At 37.4% G+C, this 19657-nt stretch carries 20 protein-coding genes; 5 read left to right on the plus strand and 15 right to left on the minus strand.

What is annotated here, in order from left to right; genetic code table 11:
* Window positions 1-8: 8 nt before the first annotated feature.
* The 6 genes from ACFX4E_RS20455 to ACFX4E_RS20480 all read right to left on the minus strand — a co-directional run bounded on the left by ACFX4E_RS20455 (window position 9) and on the right by ACFX4E_RS20480 (window position 7690).
* On the minus strand, window positions 9-665 hold the full coding sequence (locus ACFX4E_RS20455; RefSeq protein WP_377238298.1) for an MtnX-like HAD-IB family phosphatase: 657 nt from the start codon (window positions 663-665) through the stop codon (window positions 9-11).
* Between the two features lie 17 nt (window positions 666-682).
* Window positions 683-3889, minus strand: coding sequence for an SNF2 helicase associated domain-containing protein (locus ACFX4E_RS20460; protein ID WP_377258440.1), 3207 nt, complete (start codon window positions 3887-3889; stop codon window positions 683-685).
* A gap of 132 nt (window positions 3890-4021) precedes the next feature.
* Complete coding sequence (locus tag ACFX4E_RS20465; protein ID WP_377258437.1) at window positions 4022-5239, minus strand: MFS transporter; 1218 nt, start codon at window positions 5237-5239, stop codon at window positions 4022-4024.
* Window positions 5239-5778, minus strand: a complete 540-nt coding sequence (locus ACFX4E_RS20470; protein WP_098249624.1) for an NADPH-dependent FMN reductase — start codon at window positions 5776-5778, stop codon at window positions 5239-5241. The genes ACFX4E_RS20465 and ACFX4E_RS20470 overlap by 1 nt, the downstream gene beginning before the upstream one ends.
* Window positions 5779-5917: 139 nt before the next feature.
* On the minus strand, window positions 5918-6556 hold the full coding sequence (locus ACFX4E_RS20475) for a response regulator (RefSeq protein WP_098578730.1): 639 nt from the start codon (window positions 6554-6556) through the stop codon (window positions 5918-5920).
* A gap of 15 nt (window positions 6557-6571) precedes the next feature.
* Complete coding sequence (locus tag ACFX4E_RS20480) at window positions 6572-7690, minus strand: GAF domain-containing sensor histidine kinase (RefSeq protein WP_028408392.1); 1119 nt, start codon at window positions 7688-7690, stop codon at window positions 6572-6574.
* Window positions 7691-8026: 336 nt separating this feature from the next.
* On the opposite strand from ACFX4E_RS20480, the gene ACFX4E_RS20485 reads away from it, so the two are divergent.
* Window positions 8027-8365 carry a hypothetical protein gene (locus tag ACFX4E_RS20485; RefSeq protein WP_050691151.1) on the plus strand — a complete coding sequence of 113 codons (339 nt, stop codon included), beginning with the start codon at window positions 8027-8029 and terminating at the stop codon, window positions 8363-8365.
* 95 nt (window positions 8366-8460) lie between these two features.
* The gene (locus ACFX4E_RS20490; protein ID WP_028408390.1) at window positions 8461-8745 is read left to right on the plus strand and encodes a hypothetical protein; all 285 of its coding nucleotides are present in this window, start codon (window positions 8461-8463) and stop codon (window positions 8743-8745) included.
* A 44-nt stretch (window positions 8746-8789) separates the two neighbouring features.
* Here ACFX4E_RS20490 and ACFX4E_RS20495 read toward each other — a convergent pair whose 3' ends face one another.
* Window positions 8790-9347, minus strand: coding sequence for a helix-turn-helix domain-containing protein (locus tag ACFX4E_RS20495; RefSeq protein ID WP_377258433.1), 558 nt, complete (start codon window positions 9345-9347; stop codon window positions 8790-8792).
* A gap of 85 nt (window positions 9348-9432) precedes the next feature.
* On the opposite strand from ACFX4E_RS20495, the gene ACFX4E_RS20500 reads away from it, so the two are divergent.
* Window positions 9433-10410 (plus strand): DMT family transporter, encoded by a 978-nt coding sequence (locus tag ACFX4E_RS20500; protein WP_098249623.1) that lies wholly within the window; start codon window positions 9433-9435, stop codon window positions 10408-10410.
* Between the two features lie 46 nt (window positions 10411-10456).
* Here ACFX4E_RS20500 and ACFX4E_RS20505 read toward each other — a convergent pair whose 3' ends face one another.
* A complete protein-coding gene (locus tag ACFX4E_RS20505) occupies window positions 10457-11245 on the minus strand; it encodes a DUF4240 domain-containing protein (protein ID WP_028408387.1) in 789 nt (262 codons plus the stop codon).
* Between the two features lie 296 nt (window positions 11246-11541).
* Between ACFX4E_RS20505 and ACFX4E_RS20510 the strand changes: the two genes are divergently transcribed.
* A complete protein-coding gene (locus tag ACFX4E_RS20510) occupies window positions 11542-11970 on the plus strand; it encodes a GNAT family N-acetyltransferase (protein WP_098578728.1) in 429 nt (142 codons plus the stop codon).
* Window positions 11971-12036: 66 nt separating this feature from the next.
* Here the strand turns inward: ACFX4E_RS20510 and ilvD are convergent, their stop codons facing one another.
* Complete coding sequence (ilvD, locus tag ACFX4E_RS20515; RefSeq protein WP_377238292.1) at window positions 12037-13713, minus strand: dihydroxy-acid dehydratase; 1677 nt, start codon at window positions 13711-13713, stop codon at window positions 12037-12039.
* Between the two features lie 225 nt (window positions 13714-13938).
* Between ilvD and ACFX4E_RS20520 the strand changes: the two genes are divergently transcribed.
* Window positions 13939-14883, plus strand: coding sequence for an alpha/beta hydrolase (locus ACFX4E_RS20520; protein WP_377238291.1), 945 nt, complete (start codon window positions 13939-13941; stop codon window positions 14881-14883).
* Window positions 14884-14902: 19 nt separating this feature from the next.
* On the opposite strand, the gene ACFX4E_RS20525 is transcribed toward ACFX4E_RS20520, so the two are convergent.
* The 6 genes from ACFX4E_RS20525 to ACFX4E_RS20550 form a co-directional block, all read right to left on the minus strand.
* Complete coding sequence (locus ACFX4E_RS20525; protein ID WP_014459925.1) at window positions 14903-15829, minus strand: manganese-dependent inorganic pyrophosphatase; 927 nt, start codon at window positions 15827-15829, stop codon at window positions 14903-14905.
* Between the two features lie 410 nt (window positions 15830-16239).
* Complete coding sequence (locus ACFX4E_RS20530) at window positions 16240-16521, minus strand: hypothetical protein (protein ID WP_028413191.1); 282 nt, start codon at window positions 16519-16521, stop codon at window positions 16240-16242.
* Between the two features lie 137 nt (window positions 16522-16658).
* Window positions 16659-16886, minus strand: coding sequence for a hypothetical protein (locus ACFX4E_RS20535; protein ID WP_028413190.1), 228 nt, complete (start codon window positions 16884-16886; stop codon window positions 16659-16661).
* A gap of 224 nt (window positions 16887-17110) precedes the next feature.
* Window positions 17111-18184, minus strand: a complete 1074-nt coding sequence (locus tag ACFX4E_RS20540) for a branched-chain amino acid aminotransferase (RefSeq protein ID WP_028413189.1) — start codon at window positions 18182-18184, stop codon at window positions 17111-17113.
* Window positions 18185-18403: 219 nt separating this feature from the next.
* Complete coding sequence (locus ACFX4E_RS20545) at window positions 18404-18889, minus strand: hypothetical protein (protein ID WP_014459920.1); 486 nt, start codon at window positions 18887-18889, stop codon at window positions 18404-18406.
* 20 nt (window positions 18890-18909) lie between these two features.
* A complete protein-coding gene (locus ACFX4E_RS20550; protein ID WP_098578723.1) occupies window positions 18910-19497 on the minus strand; it encodes a lysophospholipid acyltransferase family protein in 588 nt (195 codons plus the stop codon).
* Window positions 19498-19657 lie beyond the last annotated feature (160 nt).

Here is a 19657-nt window from a genome sequence, read left to right on the forward strand (position 1 = left end):
CGCTGTTTTTATCCTTTTCTTATCACGTTGTGTTGTATTAAATATTGCTCAATATCTTCAAATGTCTCGACTGGAACAAATGAAACGTTTTGTTCGCGCAGTAAATCTTGCAAAGAATCTTTTGCAAATGTGACGTCTGCATATTTTGCCGGATGCGAATCCGGCTCGCTGTCTCCAGCAAAATAAATCGTTTCGTAGGATTCCTTTAGTTCTTGAATAACAGCCGATTTATCAATGCCGTAGCGTTCTGAATGCCATTTGTGAGCAGGGTCTAAACGCAAGTGAACGTTGTTTTGATGGAAATATCCTTCATTTGAATAAACTTCCACTTTTTCAACACCGTATTTATCTAAAATCGGTTTAATATAGTACGTTGTTCCAGCGCTTAAAATATAAAAATCCCCGCCGTTTTTCTGAACAGCTTTAATAAAAGCGGGCACGTATTCATCAATTGGAATATTCGCTACTTCTTCTAAAATTTTCGGTTCTTCTTGGTGAATGGATTGAAAAACAGTAGATAAAAAATCAATATCTTTCATTTCTCCTGCTTTCCATCGGGGGAAAAGTTCTTCACCTTCTGGAAAATACTTTTCAATCACAATCCAATAAAAATCTTTTTTTGAAATTGTTCCATCAAAATCTGATACAAACGCCCATTTTTTCATTCCACACACACCCTTTGCTACATACTAAGCAGTTCTCGAAGTTCTTCTTCTGTCAAACTAGAAAGCATTGTTTCTCCCGGCTGAATAACCTGTTCGATGAGTTCTTTTTTCTTTTGCTGCAAGCCGTAAATTTTTTCTTCGATGGTTCCTTGAGAAATAAGTTTGATGACCTGCACCACATTTTTTTGTCCAATGCGGTGTGCACGGCCTGCCGCTTGTTCTTCAATCGCTGGGTTCCACCATAAGTCATATAAAATAACCGTATCGGCTCCCGTTAAATTTAAGCCTGTGCCTCCGGCTTTTAATGAAATTAAGAAAATGTCTTGTTCTCCATTATTAAACCGATCCGCCATTTCCACTCGTTCTTTTGATGGCGTTTGACCGTCTAAATAAAAGTATGAGAGATTTTCTTTTTGGAGCTCTTCTCGAATAATGTGAAGCATGCTTGTAAACTGAGAGAAGATTAACAAACGTTTTCCATTGGCAACCGCATTTCTTGTAATTTCAAGCAGCTGCTCTAATTTGCTTGAATCCCCTTCATAATTTTCAACGAATAAAGACGGATGACAGCAAATCTGGCGAAGTCTTGTTAATCCTGCCAAGATCTTCATTCGGTTTTTATTAAAATCTTCACCGGCTAAAGATGATTTTAACTGTTCTAAATACCCTACATATAATTCTTTTTGTTCTTTAGTCAGCTCAGATAAATGAGTTGTTTCAATTTTATCAGGCAGTTCTTTTAACACATCCTTTTTTACTCGTCGCAGTAAAAATGGTCTTACAATTCGACTGACCTGCTCCGATGACATGTTTTTAAACTGGCGAAGCCCTGGAAATAAGCCAGGAAGAATGGTCTGAAAAATTGACCAAAGCTCATCAAGTGAGTTTTCAATAGGTGTACCGCTCAGCGCAAAACGTTTTTTAGCTGAAATAGTCCTAACAGCTACTGCTGTTTTCGTTGTATGATTTTTAATACTTTGAGCCTCATCTAGAATTAAAGCATGAAAATGAAGATGCTGATACAAATCGATATCTTGACGCAGCGTTGGGTAAGATGTAATCCATACGTCAGCTGTGCGTTTTAGCTTCTCCTCACGCTCGCTCGGCGTTCCTGTAATGGTTTGAACCGTTAAATTCGGTGCAAATTTCTCCAATTCGTTGCGCCAGTTATAAATCAAGGAAGCCGGCACAACAATTAAAAAAGCACTGCTATCTTCATCAAGCTCTTTTTCAGATAGGATATAGGCAATGCTTTGAAGCGTTTTTCCAAGCCCCATATCATCAGCCAGCACGCCTCCTAAAGAGTAGTGAGCCAGAGATTTAAACCACTTAAACCCATTGTACTGATAATCACGCAGTGATGCCTGCAAGGATTCCGGTACTTCCCAATCCATTTCCTCTGGAGATTTAAGCTGTGTAAGTAATCTTTTAAATGCTGAGCCGAACTTAGCCGCTGATTTATCACCCGCACTCATAATCTCTTCTACTTGCATTCCTCTGTATAAAGGTACTTGCAATGAGTTATCCTTTAAGTCTTTCTCGGTTACGTTTAGCTCACGAAACAGATTTTGAATATGCTCAAAGTCTTCGTTTTCAAGAGGAATAAACGCACCGTTATCTAGACGATGATAGCTTTTCTTTTCTAAAACAGATTTTAAAACATCTTGAACGGTCTGATGATTAATGTCTCCTAAATCAAAATTAATTTCTAATAATCCATTGCTGTTTTTGATATCAACCGTTGTTACTGGCGCAGAAAAATCCGTATAAGCATAATCTTTCATCTCATCCGTAATATACACATCCGCTATTTCATCAAGCTTTGGAACAATATGAAACAAAAATTCATATAAAGATGATTCATCTTGATTTAAATACAGCTGGTTTTTATAGATGTTTAAAGGAGCTGTTTCAATTAAATCCATCACGCGGTCTTCTTTTTCTAAATCGCGTATTAAGATTTTATCGTACTTTTCAGGTTGAGATAAAAATGGATTAATTGAAATCTCTCCGTAGTGGTACCGAAGCGTCACAAACAGCTGTTCATCTTCCCCGTCAATAAATACTTTTGCTTTTAGTTCAGGCGCAATAATCTGGTGGGATACTTCTTTTGCGATATCCACTTTTCCCACTTTTTTTAGTCCTGGAACGACGTGTGATAAAAAATTGCCCATCTGCTCTTCTGCTATAGGTACGACTGGCTTCAAAGGCGCCGTTTTTCGAAGCCCTTCAAGAAGCATACGCTGATCTTGAGATAGCTCATAAAACGTCCCGTTTAAAAATAGCCACCCGTATCGATCAAAAAACGAAGCTCGATGAAGCTCCGTAAAGTCTAGTTCAAATCCAGCTGCCGGGTGCTTATTTAACTGAAACGAAAAAGGAGCTGAGCTTTCAGCAAAGATAATATTTTCATATGAGTACTCTTCATGAATAAATGTAAAGTTCCGATCTTTGAGCAATTGAAATAACTCTTTGGCTATGATGGAAGGAATGATTAGTTCTCTGTTATTTGCAGACGAACGATACATAGAATAAGAATTTTTATAAAATGATTCATTTGTCATAATATCCATCAGCAGCTCAATGATTTTTCTATCTTCTTCTATAAAAAAATGTTCCGCCGGGTCATATTCGAAGCGCTTGGTAAATTCGTGAGTTTGGAATTCTTTAACGCCTGTTAAAAATTCTTGAATGTTTTTTACTACATACGTCCGGTCGACGCCCACTTTCATTTCAAGCGCTACGTACATTCCTTCTGAACGTAAAAATTCTTCTGAGTAAGACTTGCAAATAAATTCTACTTTCAACGGATCTTTATCGGCATATTTTCTGTGGTCGCTTATGGTTTGCTGATAGCTTGAAAATAAGTCGATAAAGTGATTTACATTCTCGTATTCTTTGCTTTGGCGAAAAGGCTTCGTTTTAATTGGCTGCGGCTTTGCTCGCTCATCGCAAATGGTTAATAAAACAGCTACTTCGTGTTTGCATTCTGAAAACTCGTGATAAGCAGGACAATCGCAGAATGAATAAAAAGAATTTCCTTTTTGTTCAACCATTACCGTATACATTTCCGCACCTCGAACGGATGCTGTCCACGTAGTGGTCTGTTCATTGTATTCCAAATCAAGCACACGTCCCTGCTTGTAATACGTGTGCCCTCTATAGTACGTTCTGCTTGAGTACGAATCTTTTAATTGTTCTTTGTTTAATGTTTTATTTATCATCGCTTCACAATCTTCCAATCGCATAACAGTCAATGCTGTTTCTGTTTAATTTCTATTCAGAACAAATAATGTTCAACGTCATAAACGTTGAACATTATTTGTCAATTCCTCTATTATAACATGCAACAGACATTATAAAACACTCTTAAGCAATGCAGACTGTTTTCGATGTTTTCTTTTGTAAAGTATCCAGCCCGCTCCAGCCGATGATAATAAAAGCAGGCTAAGTCCTAAAAAAGCCAGTCCTATCCGATCGTTAGCCGTAACGTACGTAAAGAAGAAAATCAGTGAAATTCGAATACCTAACGTGATAAAGCGAAAAAAGCTGTCGACTCTTCCCACGATGATATTCGGTATTTTCTGCATCATAAACGTATTTCGAGCTACTCTCGTACCTGCATTTGCAAAAGCAAGAAGAAACACAATAAAAAAATAAACCGGCAGAAGCTTCATAAAGAAGATGATAGATATTCCGAATGTAAAAAGGCTTATATTAAGCATAATCGCTAGCTCTGTGCCTGTTCTTTTCATAATAGATACGATAAATATCCCTGCTGTTAACGCCCCGAAACCATATACAGCACTTTCAATCCCATATGCTGCTGGACTTGCGTTTAATTCTTGAGTCAGATAAATAGGAAATAAATAGTTCGTCATCATCACAGCGATGAAAGGCATAAAAGAAAGCAGTAAAAAAATAGAGACCGAGCGATTTTCTTTTATAAATGTTAAACCTTCTTTCATAGCAGTGTGTTTCTTGTCGCTTCGTTCCCTGCTTTGTTTATATGGAATACTCAACAGACAAAGGAATGCAGCTATATACGTAGCTGCATCTATTGTTAAAATCCATTGAAGCGACCAACGAGTAATGACTAGACTGGCCACAGCGCCTGCAAGCATACTCGATAGCTGCCCTTGTATTTCCATGATACTGTTTAATGATTGAAACGCATCTTTTGAAAAAACTTCTTGATTTAAAGCGAAAATCGTTGGATAAAAAAACGTGTAGTAAAGGTTTCCGGTTCCGTACAAAATGACGTAGTGAATCGTTGAATAGTCTGTAACAAAACCGACGATTACAAATAACATGACCGTGATAAAACCTATCAATTCTACGGTTAACAGCAGTTTCTTTCGGGACATTCGATCAATAAGAACGCCGATATACGGGGTAGCCACAAAGCTCATCACCGTCATAATCAGCATAATCGTGCCAAATAGTCTATTTCCATCTGGAGATGCAACTAACAGTAAAGGAATGGCAAGCATCGTAATACCGGAACCGATCGATGATAAAACATTAGCAGCTACTACGGCTTGAAAGCGCCGGTCTTTGTAAAGCGCCTTCATCAAACATTTTGCTTAGCTTCTAAAATTTGCTTAGACACTTGTGTATACAGAGTCAGCTCATTAACTAATTCATGAATTCCGTCAGCTGCGTTTTTTCGTAAAGTCCCTTTTTCCACGATGTCTGCAGGATCTAATACCAGCTGCTTAGATAGAACATTCGCGTACAAAGCGCGTGTAACGGTTCTAAGGTTATTTAAAGCGTTAATGCCTCCTTTTCCTCCTCCTGATACTGCTAAAAGTGCTACGGGCTTATGCGCAAAATACGCACTGTTTAAGAAGTCCAACGCGTTTTTTAATGCTCCGCTCATAGCTCCGTGGTACTCGGGTGTCGCAAGTAAAATACCGTCTGCTTTTTCTATTTTTTCAATCAGCTCTTGTACTTCTTCTGTTTCATACTGATGAGGTACACCTGTGAATATAGGAAGTGATAATTGGCTTAAATCTAAAAAAGAACTTTGATAACTGTTGTGAAGCTCTCTCGTCACTTGTGTTGTTCGACCTGTTTCTCTAGGACTTCCATTGATAATAAGTATGTTCATGCTTATCTACTCCTCTGTCGTTTGGTTATATGTATAGTATAGGAATGATTGAACTTTTTTTCGTCATGCTATTGATAGAAAGAAAGCTACCAATATAGACGGAGAAGCACAGAGAAAAACCTACAACTAAAGTCGTAGGTTAGGAAAAGCCGTGCTGCACAGCATATAGAGCAGCTTGCGTGCGGTCTTGAACACCGAGCTTCGATAAAATATTAGATACATGTGTTTTTACTGTTTTTTCTGTAATATGTAAGGACGCACCGATTTCTTTGTTGCTTTTACCTTTTGCAATTTCTTTTAATACGTCTTTTTCTCGTTTCGTTAAGTGCTCAATAAAATTGACTTTCTTTTCGCTGCTTTTGGTTAACCGTGTTAGCAAGTGTGAGGTGACTTTTGGATGAAGCTGATTTTCTCCGTTCATTAGCTTTTGAATAGCGGCTACAAGTTCATCTGGGTCACTTTCTTTTAGCTGATAGCCTGAAGCTCCAGCTTCTAGTGCCGGTATCACATGGTCTTGATCCGAAAAGCTTGTTAAAATCATAACTTGTATATGCGGTGCTTGTTTTTTTAATTCTTTTGTTGCTTCGATTCCGTCGAGAACCGGCATCGATAAATCCATTAAAACAATATGGGGATCTAGGGATGTCGCTAACTTTAAAGCTTCCTCTCCGTTAGAAGCTTCTCCTACAATTTCTAAGTCTGGCTGTGTCTGTAAGAAAAAGACAAGTCCTTTTCGGACAACGTGGTGATCATCTGCGATTAGAATCTTTATTTTCATATGCGCTCCTTTCTGTTATGAAAGAGGAATAGATACTTCCACAACCGTTCCATTTCCTATGCTGCTTGTAACAGATAGATTGCCATTTAATCTGTTTATTCGCTCCTGCATGGTTTTTAACCCAAGCGTCGGCAATTCTGCTGAAGCGCTATATATAAATCCATTGCCGCTATCTTGAATTTTCATAATTACTTGTTCTTTGCTTATATTTACGTTTAAATGTACCTCTGCCGTACCCGCATGCTTTCGGCAATTATTAAAAGCTTCTTGCCCGACTCTCCACAGTGTTTCTTCAATCACAGCAGGCAAAACAGACACTCCTTTAATTTGTTCTTTTACGTTAAGCCCTAGCATTTGACCATAGCTTTTTAACGCACTGACAATGCCGTTTTCTAATCCTTGAGGACGAAGCTGCCAAATTAATGCTTTCATTTCTACTTGAGCATGCTGAGCGGTTTCTTGGATTAAGGAAAAAGTCTCTTTTAACTGCACATCTGTCGCTAAGCTGCTTCCGGCTTTGGCTGTGACATTAATCGAAAATAACAGCTGATTAACAGAATCGTGAAGATCTTTGGCCAGTCTGTTTCTTTCTTCAATAAGTTTTACTTCCTGCTGAGATTGAGTCAGCTTAATCCGCTTGATAGCCGTGCCAATTTGAAGAGCGACAGATCCTAATAAATCAAGCTCTCGCTGTTCAAAATGAATTTTATGAGGGGCAGCTACATTTAATAATCCAAAGCGCTCATCCCCTGCTTGTAAAGGAACCGTTGCGTGATGAGTAATGTCGTGTGTATCTCCCCACTCATGAATGACGGAATCTTCAAGTCTCTTGCACTCCATAATATTAGACGCTTTTTGAAGCCGGCCATCCATATAGCGATCAACACACCAGCAGCTTCCGTTACACATAGGCTGAGCGGTTTTATTTAATAAAGCCGGCGGCAAATGCTGAGCGGCAATCATCTCATGTTTTCCATTTTCGTCAATAAAAAAGATCCAGCCTGTTTGTAAATCTGTTATTTGCAGCAGTTTTAAAAGAGCATCGTGAAGCATTGTATGTAAATTAGTGCCTTCATTTAAAATCTCGGCAATGTCTTTTAAAATCTTAAGCTCTGAAATATGATCTTTTTCCATAGCCTCTCTCCTATATGATGTATTTTCCATTTTTTATTTTATCACAATTACAGACGATTCCGGCTCATAGGATGTTATTTTTAAGGTGTTTCCGCTTAGGTATGTAAGAGTTTTTGACATCAATAATAAAAATTTCAAAAAGTATGTCAGGTAGTTTAACAATTAGCTAGAGTCTTTACGTAAAACGAACTATACTACAGATAATTCACGTAAGAAAAGAAAAAACGAAAGGAAATGAGAAGAAAAAAATATTAAAATTAATACATTGAAAACGCTTCCAAATATGAAGGCATAGTGCTATTATATAATTATTAACAGAATAGGGATGTGAGAAAGATGAATAAATTATTTTTAGAAGAGTTACGATACATTATCTTGTGTGAAGTGCCTATGACAAAGTACCGAGTAGAGCAGCTGCAAGACAAATTTGATCAAAGCCCATACTTAATTAATGAACTTTATCAACTCCTATTCGAAAAGCGTCACATTTTAGCTTTTGTTGATGATATTGAATCATCCCTGTATGACTATATTGTGAATAAAGAAATGATGGATGCTAAAACGTATTATGGAGCTATTACACATGTAGCAAATCTTTTCGGCGAAACGCCTACATATATAAAATGCAAAATAAAAAAATACAGAGAGTCTTCGATTTCAAGTATCAGTGCCTAAAAGTTGCGCACAGCTGATTCAAATAAAAAGCAAAAAAGAAATCCTAGCACAAGGGTTTCTTTTTTGTACCACTAACATATAGGGAGGAAAATAAGATGAAGACATTTTTTATCACGAATCGCTATTCGTTTCTTGAAACGCAAGTAAATGAATACATGCAATCTTTACTGGTGAAAACGCCTGAACAAGTTATTTTATATTTCGAAAGACAAATTCGAAAGTATAAAGTATATTTACAGAAAAAACATCATTATCCAGAGTGTATGGTTCAATCTATCCACCGTTTAATTGAAGAATATTCATTAAGTATCATTAAAGTGAAAAAATATATTAGCTACCAAAACAAGCTGATGAATAAACAGCTATTAGAGCCGCAGTAAAACGAATCATTTTTTATGGTTCGTTTTACTGCGGCTCTGCCGTTTTATTCCTCATATTTTAGCAGTAAATGCAGAACAGCGGGATGATCTTCAAGATTTTTGTATGAGTGTACATGACTTCCTTCAAATTTTATAGAGTCAAATTGTTTTAGTTCGTATAGCTCTTCTTCTATTTTCATTTCAATTCTGCCTTCCATTACCGTTGCTACTTCAATTAATCCTTTATGATGAGGTTCGGGATAGTATGTAGCGAGAGGAGAAAGAAAGGCTCGGTACATTTCAATAGTTGAATCTATTTGATTTTGAAACATAAACTCAATTTTCCAAGCTTCATCTGGTCCTTTGAGAGAAAACCCCTCTCCGCACTTAGATAGAGATACTGAGGGTTCTACTGACACTAATTTGGTTAAAGGAATATTTAAACCTGTGGTTATTTTCCACATCACCCCTAAAGTAGGATTGGTCTCTCCTCTTTCAATTTTTCCTAATGTGAGTTTGCTGACTCCTGTCTTTTCAGCCAGTTCATCCAGCGTCAAATGATTTTGCACCCTGATTTTTCGTAATTCACTGCCTACTTTTTTAATCATCTCTTCTGTATGCATTTCTTCCTTCCTTTCTTATGTATATTATGATAAACTTTTTTAGGTAATTAACATATTATAATATATTTAATAAGGAGGGTAAACAATGAAAGCAATAATATGGGGACTATTATCTTCTATGTTCTTTTCCGCTACGTTTATTGTCAACCGAGCAATGAATGTATCTGGAACGAGTTGGGCATGGACTGCATCCCTCCGCTTTTTATTCGCTATTCCTATTTTACTCATTTTAGTGCTGATGCAAAAGAAATTTACGCCTCTGTGGAAGGAAATGAAAAAACATCCGTGGGCTTGGCTTGGCTGGGGTACACTTGCAGGAGTAGGCTTTTATTCTCTCTTAAGTTTTTCCTCACTTTTCGGACCATCATGGCTAGTGGCGGGAACGTGGCAAGTGACCATTCTAGCAGGAGCTCTTCTTTCTCCGTTGTTTTTTATAAAAGTTCAAACTGCAGAAGGATATAAAAAAGTAAGAGGGAAAATTCCGCTAAAAACGCTTAGTGTTTCAGCGTTTATTTTAGTAGGCGTGATTCTTATGCAGGTAAAAGAAGCAGAAAATATTACGGCTATGCAGTTTATTCTAGGGTTTCTACCTGTTGTTGTCGCTGCATTTTTATATCCGCTTGGAAACCGAAAAATGATGGAAATATGCAGCGGAAAGCTCGATACGTTCCAACGTGTATTGGGAATGGCGTTAGGAAGCATTCCGCTAAGCATTATTTATGCAATATACGGCTTCTTTGCTACAGGTATTCCGAGTGCTCCTCAATTTTCTCAAGCCTTCATCTTGGCAATGAGTTCAGGTGTAATTGCTACGATGACGTTCTTTTACGCAACAGACTTGGCAAAAGAAAATTTAGGTTTGCTTGGAGCGGTCGAAGCAACTCAATCGGGCAGCATGATTTTTACCGTTCTTGGCGAAGTGTTTTTATTAAATGGCCGTATGCCAACAGGGATCGCGTTAGCTGGTATGACGATAATTGTAATCGGAATGATCATAAATAGTATGTTAAACAAAAAAACAAAACTATCTCAGACCGCGTCGTCACCCACTCTATCAAAATAAGAAAAGAAGAGATGAAAGTCTGTAAACAGATTTTCATCTCTTCTTTTTAGTATTCGAGGTGATTGTTCCAATAGCGACTCCAAAGCATAGGGAATCGCATCTGTAAACCGTCCTCATCATCTTCATCCCAATCAAGATCCAAATCTTGCTCATCGTACCACATTGGGTCAAACTGGTCATATTTATCATAATAATAGTCGTTATCTAAACCTGTCTTTTCTTCGTAAGCTTCGCACGCTACAGCAAGTAATTCTTCTAATTGAGGAGCATAGCCTTCTGCTTCTAGTGGTTGAAGAACAGAAATCATGGTCTCAGGAGATTCAATTGCTTTATAATATATGTCTTTTCCTTGATATAAAAGCCAGGCTCTAAAATAATCAAAACAATCATCTGAACAACCGCCCATTACAATATAAGCTGCTGCCCACAAGGAAGAATTATAGGATTGATCAAAATGCTGATTTAATAGCTGATCAAAGCGGAAAATGTCTTTTTCAGAACGCTTTGCTAGCGTTGAGCGGAGCCATTCCATTTGCTCGTCGACATCTAATTTTGTCTTCGCCTTTTTTATCAGTTCCCAAAAGAGAGCCTCTGACATCGTACTGTTTTTCATTACTTGCATTGAACAAGTTAAAGGCTTATATCCTTTCTTCAATTTTGCACGAATCAGCTTTTCAGCTTCCGCTTCACAAGCTTCTGCGGAAGCAAACTCTTTCACTTGCATGCGACCGGCTGTATCAACTTTTCCAAAGTGAATGATTAACTTGCTGTCTCTTCTTTCAACTTTCCAAAATTTATTCGATTGCTCATCTTTATACACTAAGGTTATTTGCATGATACATTCCCCTTTTTCATCCTACTACTATTGTGAATATTTCTCTTTTTACAAGTTATGTAGAGCCATGGCGCTTCATAATCCCTTTTCTTTGCTTTTTTAACATGTTTCAGTTGATTTTACTATTGCTGAGGTTGTTTAAACAGTGAGCAATGACTACAAATTTGTGTAATATGTTCATTAGTTGTTTTTTTGTTGCATTTACAACATTTTGTTTTTCCTTTATACTCTTTTATATCAGATATCTTTATTATACAAAAAAGAATCATAAATTCGCAGCAAAGGAAGGATTTTCGATGAAAATTAAGCAAGTTACAACAAAAGAGCAGCTTGAAGAAGTATTTCATATACGTAAAACAGTCTTTGTTGAAGAACAAGGCGTCCCATTAAAAGATGAATTTGATGAACATGAGCAAACGGCAAAACATATGTTGATTTACTATAACAATGAACCGGCAGCTTCTGGTAGATTCCGCATAGTAGACGATTACGCCAAAATAGAGCGGATATGCGTATTAAAGGAATTTAGAAAATACGGGCTCGGAAAAGAAGTGGTGGCCAGCTTAGAAGAAGTAGCGAAAAAAGAAGGATTAACTCAAGCTAAGCTTCACGGTCAAGTTCAGGCCGAACCTTTTTACCATAAATTAGGCTATAAGACTGTTTCAGATGTCTTTATGGAAGACGGTATCCCACACGTTATCATGAAAAAAGAATTTTCGTGTTAAAAATGCTTCTTTGCACAGTTACTTTAGTAAAGAAAAAGGCTCTCTGCTGAGAGCCTTTTTTTGCTATTAGATTTTCATAATTCCGCCCGTGCTTGCAGAAGTTACAAGTTTAGAATATCTTGCAAGATAGCCTTTTTTCACTTTTGGCTCAAAGCCTTTCCAGTTTGCTTTTCGTTCTGCCCAAACATCTGGAGAAACTTGAACATTCATCGAACGATCTTCAATGTCAATCACGATGTGATCGCCGTCTTCGACAAATGCTAGCGGTCCGCCTTCAGCAGCTTCTGGAGACGCGTGGCCGATTGATAATCCACGTGAAGCGCCAGAGAAGCGTCCGTCTGTTAATAGTGCTACTTTTGCGCCTAGTCCCATTCCCATAATTTGAGAAGTTGGAGCTAGCATTTCAGGCATTCCCGGTCCGCCTTTTGGTCCTTCATAACGAATGACTACGACATGTCCTTCTTTTACTTTTCCGTTAGCAATACCGTGCAGCGCCTCATCTTGAGACTCAAATACAATTGCTGGTCCTTCGTGGCGAGTAATGCCGTCTTGAACACCGCCTGTTTTAATGATTGCGCCGTCTGGAGCTAAGTTACCAAACAATACAGCAAGTCCGCCTTTTTCAGTGAACGGCTTATCGATTGGATGGATAACGTTATAGTCTTTTACATCGCATCCGGCAATGTTTTCACCTAGCGTTTTTCCAGTAACTGTCATCGCATCTAAATGAAGAGCCCCTTCTTTTTTAGATAGCTCGTTTAAAGCGGCTGATACGCCTCCTGCTTCGTGTAAGTCTTCAATAAATACATCAGAAGCCGGAGCCAGTTTTGCCAAGTGAGGCACGCGTTCTGCTACTTCATTAATACGCTCTAATGGGTACTCAATTTCAGCTTCATTCGCAAGAGCTAGCGTATGAAGAACTGTATTTGTAGAACCGCCTAACGCCATGTCCAAAGCAAACGCGTTGTCGATTGCTTTTTCTGTTACGATATCACGTGGTTTTAAATCTAATTTAATTAATTCCATAAGCTGTTTAGCTGATTTCTTAACGAATTCTCTACGTTCAGGAGCAACTGCTAAGATTGTACCATTTCCAGGTAAAGCAAGTCCTAACGCTTCAGCTAAGCAGTTCATTGAGTTCGCTGTAAACATCCCTGAACAAGATCCGCATGTCGGACAGCCGAATTGTTCTAATTCAAGTAATCCTTTATCATCAAGTTTACCAGCTTGATGAGCTCCTACGCCTTCAAATACTGAAGAAAGAGAAATCTTACGACCGTCGCTCGTTACGCCAGCCTTCATTGGTCCGCCGCTAACAAAAACTGTCGGAATATTCAGACGTAATGAAGCCATTAACATCCCAGGCGTGATTTTATCACAGTTTGGAATACATACCATTCCATCAAACCAGTGAGCAGATACTACCGTTTCAACTGAGTCAGCAATGATTTCACGACTTGGTAATGAATAGCGCATACCGATATGTCCCATCGCAATACCGTCATCTACCCCGATAGTGTTCATTTCAAAAGGTACGCCACCAGCTTCGCGAATCGCATCTTTTACGATTTTACCAAACTCTTGTAAGTGAACATGACCTGGTACAATATCAATATATGAATTGACAACCGCAATAAACGGTTTGCCGAAATCCTCTTCTTTTACACCAGCTGCACGCAGTAGGCTGCGGTGCGGTGCTCTGTCGAATCCTTTTTTGATCATGTTACTTCTTAATTCTGCCACAATAATTCCCTCCGTATTCATCTAACCTATTAAAAATTGAATCTTTTTAAATTGTTTAATAATTTTTAATATAAATACTAATTTAACAAATCACACAAAGGTTTGTAAAGGTTTATGACAAAATAATCATTTTTTATTTCAAAATAGTAAAATCACCTGTATAAATTAGTATAATATATACATATATCCCTTATTTTACAGGAAAGCAGAAGGTGGATGCTGAGCATGAAACAATCCTTTTACTACAGAGGTCATCAGGAAAAAGAAATATTTGCACAAAAATGGGATCTTGAAAACAATTCTGCAAAAGGCGTTGTCCAAATAGCCCATGGGATGGCCGAACATATTGGGCGCTACGAATACTTTGCTAATGTATTAACTCAACATGGCTACATCGTATATGGGAATGACCACCGCGGTCACGGTCAAACAGCTTTAAAAGATGAAGAAAAGCGTTTTTTTGCTGAAGAAAATGGTTTTGACACCGTAGTTTACGACATGATTGCTCTGACTAGGCACATTTCAACGGAACACTCAGCCTTACCAGTCTTTCTTTTCGGTCACAGCATGGGGTCCTTTCTAACGAGAAGATATATTCAATTGAATACAGAGCACATTCACGGCGTGATGCTCTCAGGTACTGGCAGCATTCCTTCCCTTTCACTGAAGGCTGGCATATTAGCTGCGAAAATAGAGAAAAAAAGAAAAGGATTACGATCTGCTAGTCCATTGCTTGATAAACTTTCTTTTGGGCAGTACAACAAATCCTTTCATCCTGCTCGAACACCTTTTGATTGGTTAAGTCAAGATAATGAGGCAGTAGATTTATATGTAAATGACCCTTACTGCGGAGGAGTTTTCACAGCGGGATTTTTCTATGACTTATTAACAGGAATCAAACAAATCTCTAACTTAGCTAATATAAAGCTAGTATCATCAAACCTGCCTGTTTATTTAATATCTGGAGAACATGATCCAGTAGGCAGCTATACAAAAGGTGTACTCAAAGTATATAATGACTTTAAAAAAGCCGGATTGCAGGACGTAAGCTATCGCTTTTTTACACAGTGCCGTCATGAGTTGCTTAATGAATTAAATAAAGATGAAGTGATAGAAGATATACTAAATTGGCTTGACGTGCAAATGGACAAAAAAACGGTTCGTGTTTAGACACGAACCGTTTTTTTTATTAAGCAAATACAGATGTTAATACAGGCACTACTTGCTTTTTACGTGATACAACGCCTTCTAAGACAGCTGTATTGTTTTCAAGCGTTACGTTGTATGCTTCTTCTACTTTTGAAGCAGCAGAACCTAATGCTAATGCAGTAGAGTTGCTGTTTAAAATGTCTGTAACAACTAAAAGGAATAATTGTAATCCTTTTTCTTCGATTGTTTTAGTAATAGCTTCTTCCAATTCAACTTTACGCACTAAAACGTCGTTTACATCAATTGCATTTACTTGCGCAATTTCTACTTTGCTTGTACCCATGCTGAATTCTTTAGCATCTAATGAAATTAATTGTGAAGCTGTTTTATCGCCTAAGTCAGCTCCAGCTTTCAGCATTGCTAATCCGTACTCTTCTGCATCTACGCCTGCAATTTCGGCTAATTCTTTAGCAGCTGCAACGTCTTGGTCTGTGCAAGTTGGTGACTTGAATAATAAAGAATCAGAAATGATAGCTGATAGCATAAGACCTGCGATGTTAGGTTCGATTTCTACGCCGTTTTCTTTATACATCTTGTTTAAGATCGTTGCCGTACATCCAACTGGCTCTGCACGATAGTATAAAGGATCTGCTGTTTCGAAGTTAGCAATACGGTGATGATCAATTACTTCAAGCACACGAACTTGATCAATATCGTTTGCACTTTGCTGGCGTTCGTTGTGGTCCACTAAAATAACTTCATTTGTTTCTTTAGATACTTCATCAACGAAACGTGGTAGTTCAGCGTTGAACTTTTCAAGAGCAAATTGCGTTTCACCGTTAATATCGCCTAATCGAATTGGTTCAGCGTCTACACCTAATTTATTCTTTAAATCAGCGTATGCAATTGCAGAACAGATTGTATCTGTGTCAGGATTTTTATGCCCAAAAATTAACGTCTTTGCCATCTTAAATCTCTCTCCTTCTTACGTATGTAAATAGCATTCTTGCGTAAAGTTAGTTAATTCGTTCACGCAACATTGCCATTTTAACATAAACTTTTACATTATTTTAATTTTTTTGCGAAAAATGATGTTCATCCGCAGATATTTTGCCATTTTGTATCTTTTTCATAGTAAAAACACCTCTATTTCCGATATAAATAGAGGGTTTTGTACGCTCATTATATAAAAGTTAGCGATAAAACACAACCCGTCTCTTCATCACTTGATAGCTAACTTAAACGCAGTATCTTGCCACTTTTGATAAAGAAAAAGTAAGGAAGCAGTGACTATTATTAAAGAGAAAATGTATTATTTTGTCCTTGTTTATATAAGATAACCAAAAAAGCACCCTTGTTAAAGGATGCTTTTCTTGGTTATCGTCGCAGTGTAAAGTTGAAATGTTCATTTACTATAGCTCCTAGCTCTTCAAGAAACTGCTGAGCAGTCATTTCCTCTACGCTTTGGGTATACCAAGCAAGCTGAGATTTTTTATGAACATTGTTGTAATATACATCTCTTGACCAATATGTTTTTGATCGGTATGTATAATTAAAGTGAATGAATAGTTCACTCCCGTCTGGACACTGCAACAACACGCGGTAATGTGGATTACGACGATTTTTATCTAAACTCATTTCTTTAATCTGCGCTAACATTATTCACCTCTAAAGCCATTACTTAATCATTTAAAGGTAAATGCCACACCACGCTATATCCTAGCTCTGCCATCAACTAGAAAATCATATATTTTCTAAAATTCTACACGATATAGGACAAAAGAGGAAGAGATAATTTATTGGTGGACGTGTAAAGTTTCATATAAATCTTTTAGCTGCTCAGGGTATTGAGACCTTACGTAATAACCTGTAGGACGGTGCTCGATTAAATGAGAAGCAAATAAGTAGCCGATGAGCACGTGCATTTGTTCATCTGAGGTTTCTTGGTTTAATTCCCATTCGAGTCGTTCAGCTAAGTGTGAAGCCAGCTGTTTAATTTTTTCATCATGTGATAAAAAAAGCATTTTGTTCTCCCCCTTATAACGAATAAGTAATGCTGTGAATTTCAATAAAGACAAAGTATTGCTTATATAAGGATAATTATATTTTATTTTACAATAAAAGTATATAAATAGTTCTAAATATTCAAAAAATAACTTGTTTCTTTTGAACTATTCGGCAGCAAACAAAAAAAGAAGCGGGAGCTGTCCCGCTTCTTTTACGTAAAAAGATATTCGATTATCGAAATTTATTCTACTTCCACTGCCCAGCCGAATGGATCTTCCACTGTACCATTTTGAATACCTGTTAGAGTGTCATACAGTTTTTGTGATACTTCTCCTGTGTTTCCACCGTTGATGACCATTTTCTCGTTATTCCAAAATAGCTCGCCAATCGGAGAAATAACTGCAGCTGTACCTGTTCCAAATGCCTCTTCTAGTTTGCCTTCCGAATAAGCTTGCTTAATTTCTTCCATAGAAATACGGCGCTCAGTTACAGGCATATCCCAGTGTTTTAGCAGCTCAATGATGGATTTACGCGTAATTCCTTCTAAAATGCTTCCGTTCACAGATGGCGTTACTACTTCTCCATCAATTTTGAAGAAAATATTCATGCTTCCTACTTCTTCAATGTACTTGCGTTCAACTCCGTCTAACCACAGTACTTGTGAATAGCCTTTTGAGTCAGAAAGCTGCTGAGCTTTTAAGCTTGAAGCATAGTTTCCGCCTGTTTTAGCAGTCCCTGTCCCTCCGGCTACAGCACGAACAAATTCGCTTTCAACCGCAATTTTTACAGGAGCAATTCCTTCTTTATAATATGAGCCAACTGGAGATAGAATAATGATAAATTGGTAGCGGTCAGATGGCGCTACTCCTAAGTAAGGCTCTGTCGCGATGACAAATGGACGAATGTATAGTGATGTACCTTCAGCAGTAGGAATCCATTCGCGGTCAATTTTAATCAGCTGTTTTAACGCTTCTAATGCTAAGTCTTCGTCAACATGAGGAATACAAAGACGATCGTTTGATTTATTTAAACGTTTGAAATTCTCATCTGGTCTAAATAATAATACTTGCTCTTTTTTTGTTACATATGCTTTTAGTCCTTCAAAAACAGACTGCCCGTAATGAAAGATCATGGATGCAGGATCTAATGTGATAGGTTGATAAGGTACAATACGAGCGTCGTGCCAGCCTTGGCCTTCTGTATAATCCATAATGAACATATGGTCCGTGAAGATTTTCCCGAATTGCAATTGATCAGATTGCGGCTTTTCTTTTTTTGTTTGACTTAGTGTTACATCGATTGAATAAGTTGTCATAGTTGTTTCTCCTTGCTCTTTATATTTACGGGTTTTTCGCTTAAACCTCTATATAAGTTACATTGTACAACTTTAGGGAAGCGTGTCACAATAGTTAGAGACGAAAAATTCTAAAAATTTTATAAAAATTATAAAGAAATAGCACCTAATCGAATTAAGTGCTGAACTGAAAAGGTTTTCTTTCTAAAAAAACTATTTCTAAATTTTATTTACAACCATTTATAAACCAATTTTCACTCGAAGCTTTTCATCTTGTATTGAAAATTGTTTGATTTTCCCTACTGGAATGACCTTTATTTTATCAATTTCATTGAGATTGATATGAATTTGTTTTTCTTCATACGTAGTAACAGGCGGCTTATGAAAAATTCGATAGTTGATCCAATTTTGATTAAGAGGTTTCATTTCATGGATTTTGAATAAAAGCGTACGTTCTTTTGCTTCAAGAGGTTCTAGCACAATGGAAAATGGAATTCTCACCAGAAATTTTTTAATAATTCCATTCACGTGAATATAGGAGTCTTGAAATGAAATAGAAAATTGCTGAATTTGATCTTGCTTTGTCATTTGTTTTTGAAAAATTCGCATGAGCATAGAAGCGGATATAGGAACGGTTACACCGCTTTCAGCCATCTTTTCTTTCATTTTCGCCTGCACATCATCACTAATCACATCGTTTAGCTTTCTCTGTACCCAATCCTTCATGATGCACCTCCGCTATGAAGTTATTTTTCTGTTTCCTCTAACGCACGAATCGAAGCTGTTAAGTGATTTGACACGTCAGCAAGGCGATCTTTTGTCAGTTTGCCTTCAGCAAGGTAGATAGGCTTTCCAAAGGAAATGACAATGGGATCTTTTGAAAATAAATCTTTTACATTTGCGGGTCCTTTGTAAACTGCGGGTACGATAGGAACCTTTGCCATACTTGCTATAGTGACTGCTCCTCTTTTTAAGGGAACGTCTTCCTCCGTTCGCGTACCGCTAGGAAAAATCCCGACTATATGTCCTTCTTTTGCTAATTTAATAGGTGTTTTAATGCTGCTGGGTCCTGGGTTGTTACGATCTACTGGGAATGCGTTAAGTTTTTTTAATACATTACTAGTGAGTATATGATTAAAAAGCTCCTTTTTTGCCATAAAATGAATTTGGTGAGGCAAAATAGCCGCACCAAGCGCTACAACGTCTACCCATCCCTTATGCGAACAAGCGATCACAAAACCTGTGTCTGTTGGTAAAGACTCTTTATTCCTTATGTAAAGCTTACCTCTTCTTTTTAATAAAAATTTACATGCGTGAGCCGCAAGATTATACATAAACATTTCCTCTTCCCTCTATTATTTGAAAATATATACAAAATTATATCACTTGATATTAATATCTGGTACTAAAAAATAAATGTAACATCTTTTTACACGGTAGCTTACCTACTTCTCTATATATTGTAAAAAAGGAGATATTGAAACCTCTGTTTTT

The organism is Priestia sp. YIM B13491 (assembly GCF_042787605.1).
Classification (GTDB): domain Bacteria; phylum Bacillota; class Bacilli; order Bacillales; family Bacillaceae_H; genus Priestia; species Priestia megaterium_E.

Bases quoted from the DNA above. Each gene is read 5' to 3' on its own strand.
- ACFX4E_RS20455 (WP_377238298.1), bottom strand. From the start codon at position 665: ATGAAAAAATGGGCGTTTGTATCAGATTTTGATGGAACAATTTCAAAA.
- ACFX4E_RS20460 (WP_377258440.1), bottom strand. From the start codon at position 3,889: ATGATAAATAAAACATTAAACAAAGAACAATTAAAAGATTCGTACTCA.
- ACFX4E_RS20465 (WP_377258437.1), bottom strand. From the start codon at position 5,239: ATGAAGGCGCTTTACAAAGACCGGCGCTTTCAAGCCGTAGTAGCTGCT.
- ACFX4E_RS20470 (WP_098249624.1), bottom strand. From the start codon at position 5,778: ATGAACATACTTATTATCAATGGAAGTCCTAGAGAAACAGGTCGAACA.
- ACFX4E_RS20475 (WP_098578730.1), bottom strand. From the start codon at position 6,556: ATGAAAATAAAGATTCTAATCGCAGATGATCACCACGTTGTCCGAAAA.
- ACFX4E_RS20480 (WP_028408392.1), bottom strand. From the start codon at position 7,690: ATGGAAAAAGATCATATTTCAGAGCTTAAGATTTTAAAAGACATTGCC.
- ACFX4E_RS20485 (WP_050691151.1), top strand. From the start codon at position 8,027: ATGAATAAATTATTTTTAGAAGAGTTACGATACATTATCTTGTGTGAA.
- ACFX4E_RS20490 (WP_028408390.1), top strand. From the start codon at position 8,461: ATGAAGACATTTTTTATCACGAATCGCTATTCGTTTCTTGAAACGCAA.
- ACFX4E_RS20495 (WP_377258433.1), bottom strand. From the start codon at position 9,347: ATGCATACAGAAGAGATGATTAAAAAAGTAGGCAGTGAATTACGAAAA.
- ACFX4E_RS20500 (WP_098249623.1), top strand. From the start codon at position 9,433: ATGAAAGCAATAATATGGGGACTATTATCTTCTATGTTCTTTTCCGCT.
- ACFX4E_RS20505 (WP_028408387.1), bottom strand. From the start codon at position 11,245: ATGCAAATAACCTTAGTGTATAAAGATGAGCAATCGAATAAATTTTGG.
- ACFX4E_RS20510 (WP_098578728.1), top strand. From the start codon at position 11,542: ATGAAAATTAAGCAAGTTACAACAAAAGAGCAGCTTGAAGAAGTATTT.
- ACFX4E_RS20520 (WP_377238291.1), top strand. From the start codon at position 13,939: ATGAAACAATCCTTTTACTACAGAGGTCATCAGGAAAAAGAAATATTT.
- ACFX4E_RS20525 (WP_014459925.1), bottom strand. From the start codon at position 15,829: ATGGCAAAGACGTTAATTTTTGGGCATAAAAATCCTGACACAGATACA.
- ACFX4E_RS20530 (WP_028413191.1), bottom strand. From the start codon at position 16,521: ATGTTAGCGCAGATTAAAGAAATGAGTTTAGATAAAAATCGTCGTAAT.
- ACFX4E_RS20535 (WP_028413190.1), bottom strand. From the start codon at position 16,886: ATGCTTTTTTTATCACATGATGAAAAAATTAAACAGCTGGCTTCACAC.
- ACFX4E_RS20540 (WP_028413189.1), bottom strand. From the start codon at position 18,184: ATGACAACTTATTCAATCGATGTAACACTAAGTCAAACAAAAAAAGAA.
- ACFX4E_RS20545 (WP_014459920.1), bottom strand. From the start codon at position 18,889: ATGAAGGATTGGGTACAGAGAAAGCTAAACGATGTGATTAGTGATGAT.
- ACFX4E_RS20550 (WP_098578723.1), bottom strand. From the start codon at position 19,497: ATGTATAATCTTGCGGCTCACGCATGTAAATTTTTATTAAAAAGAAGA.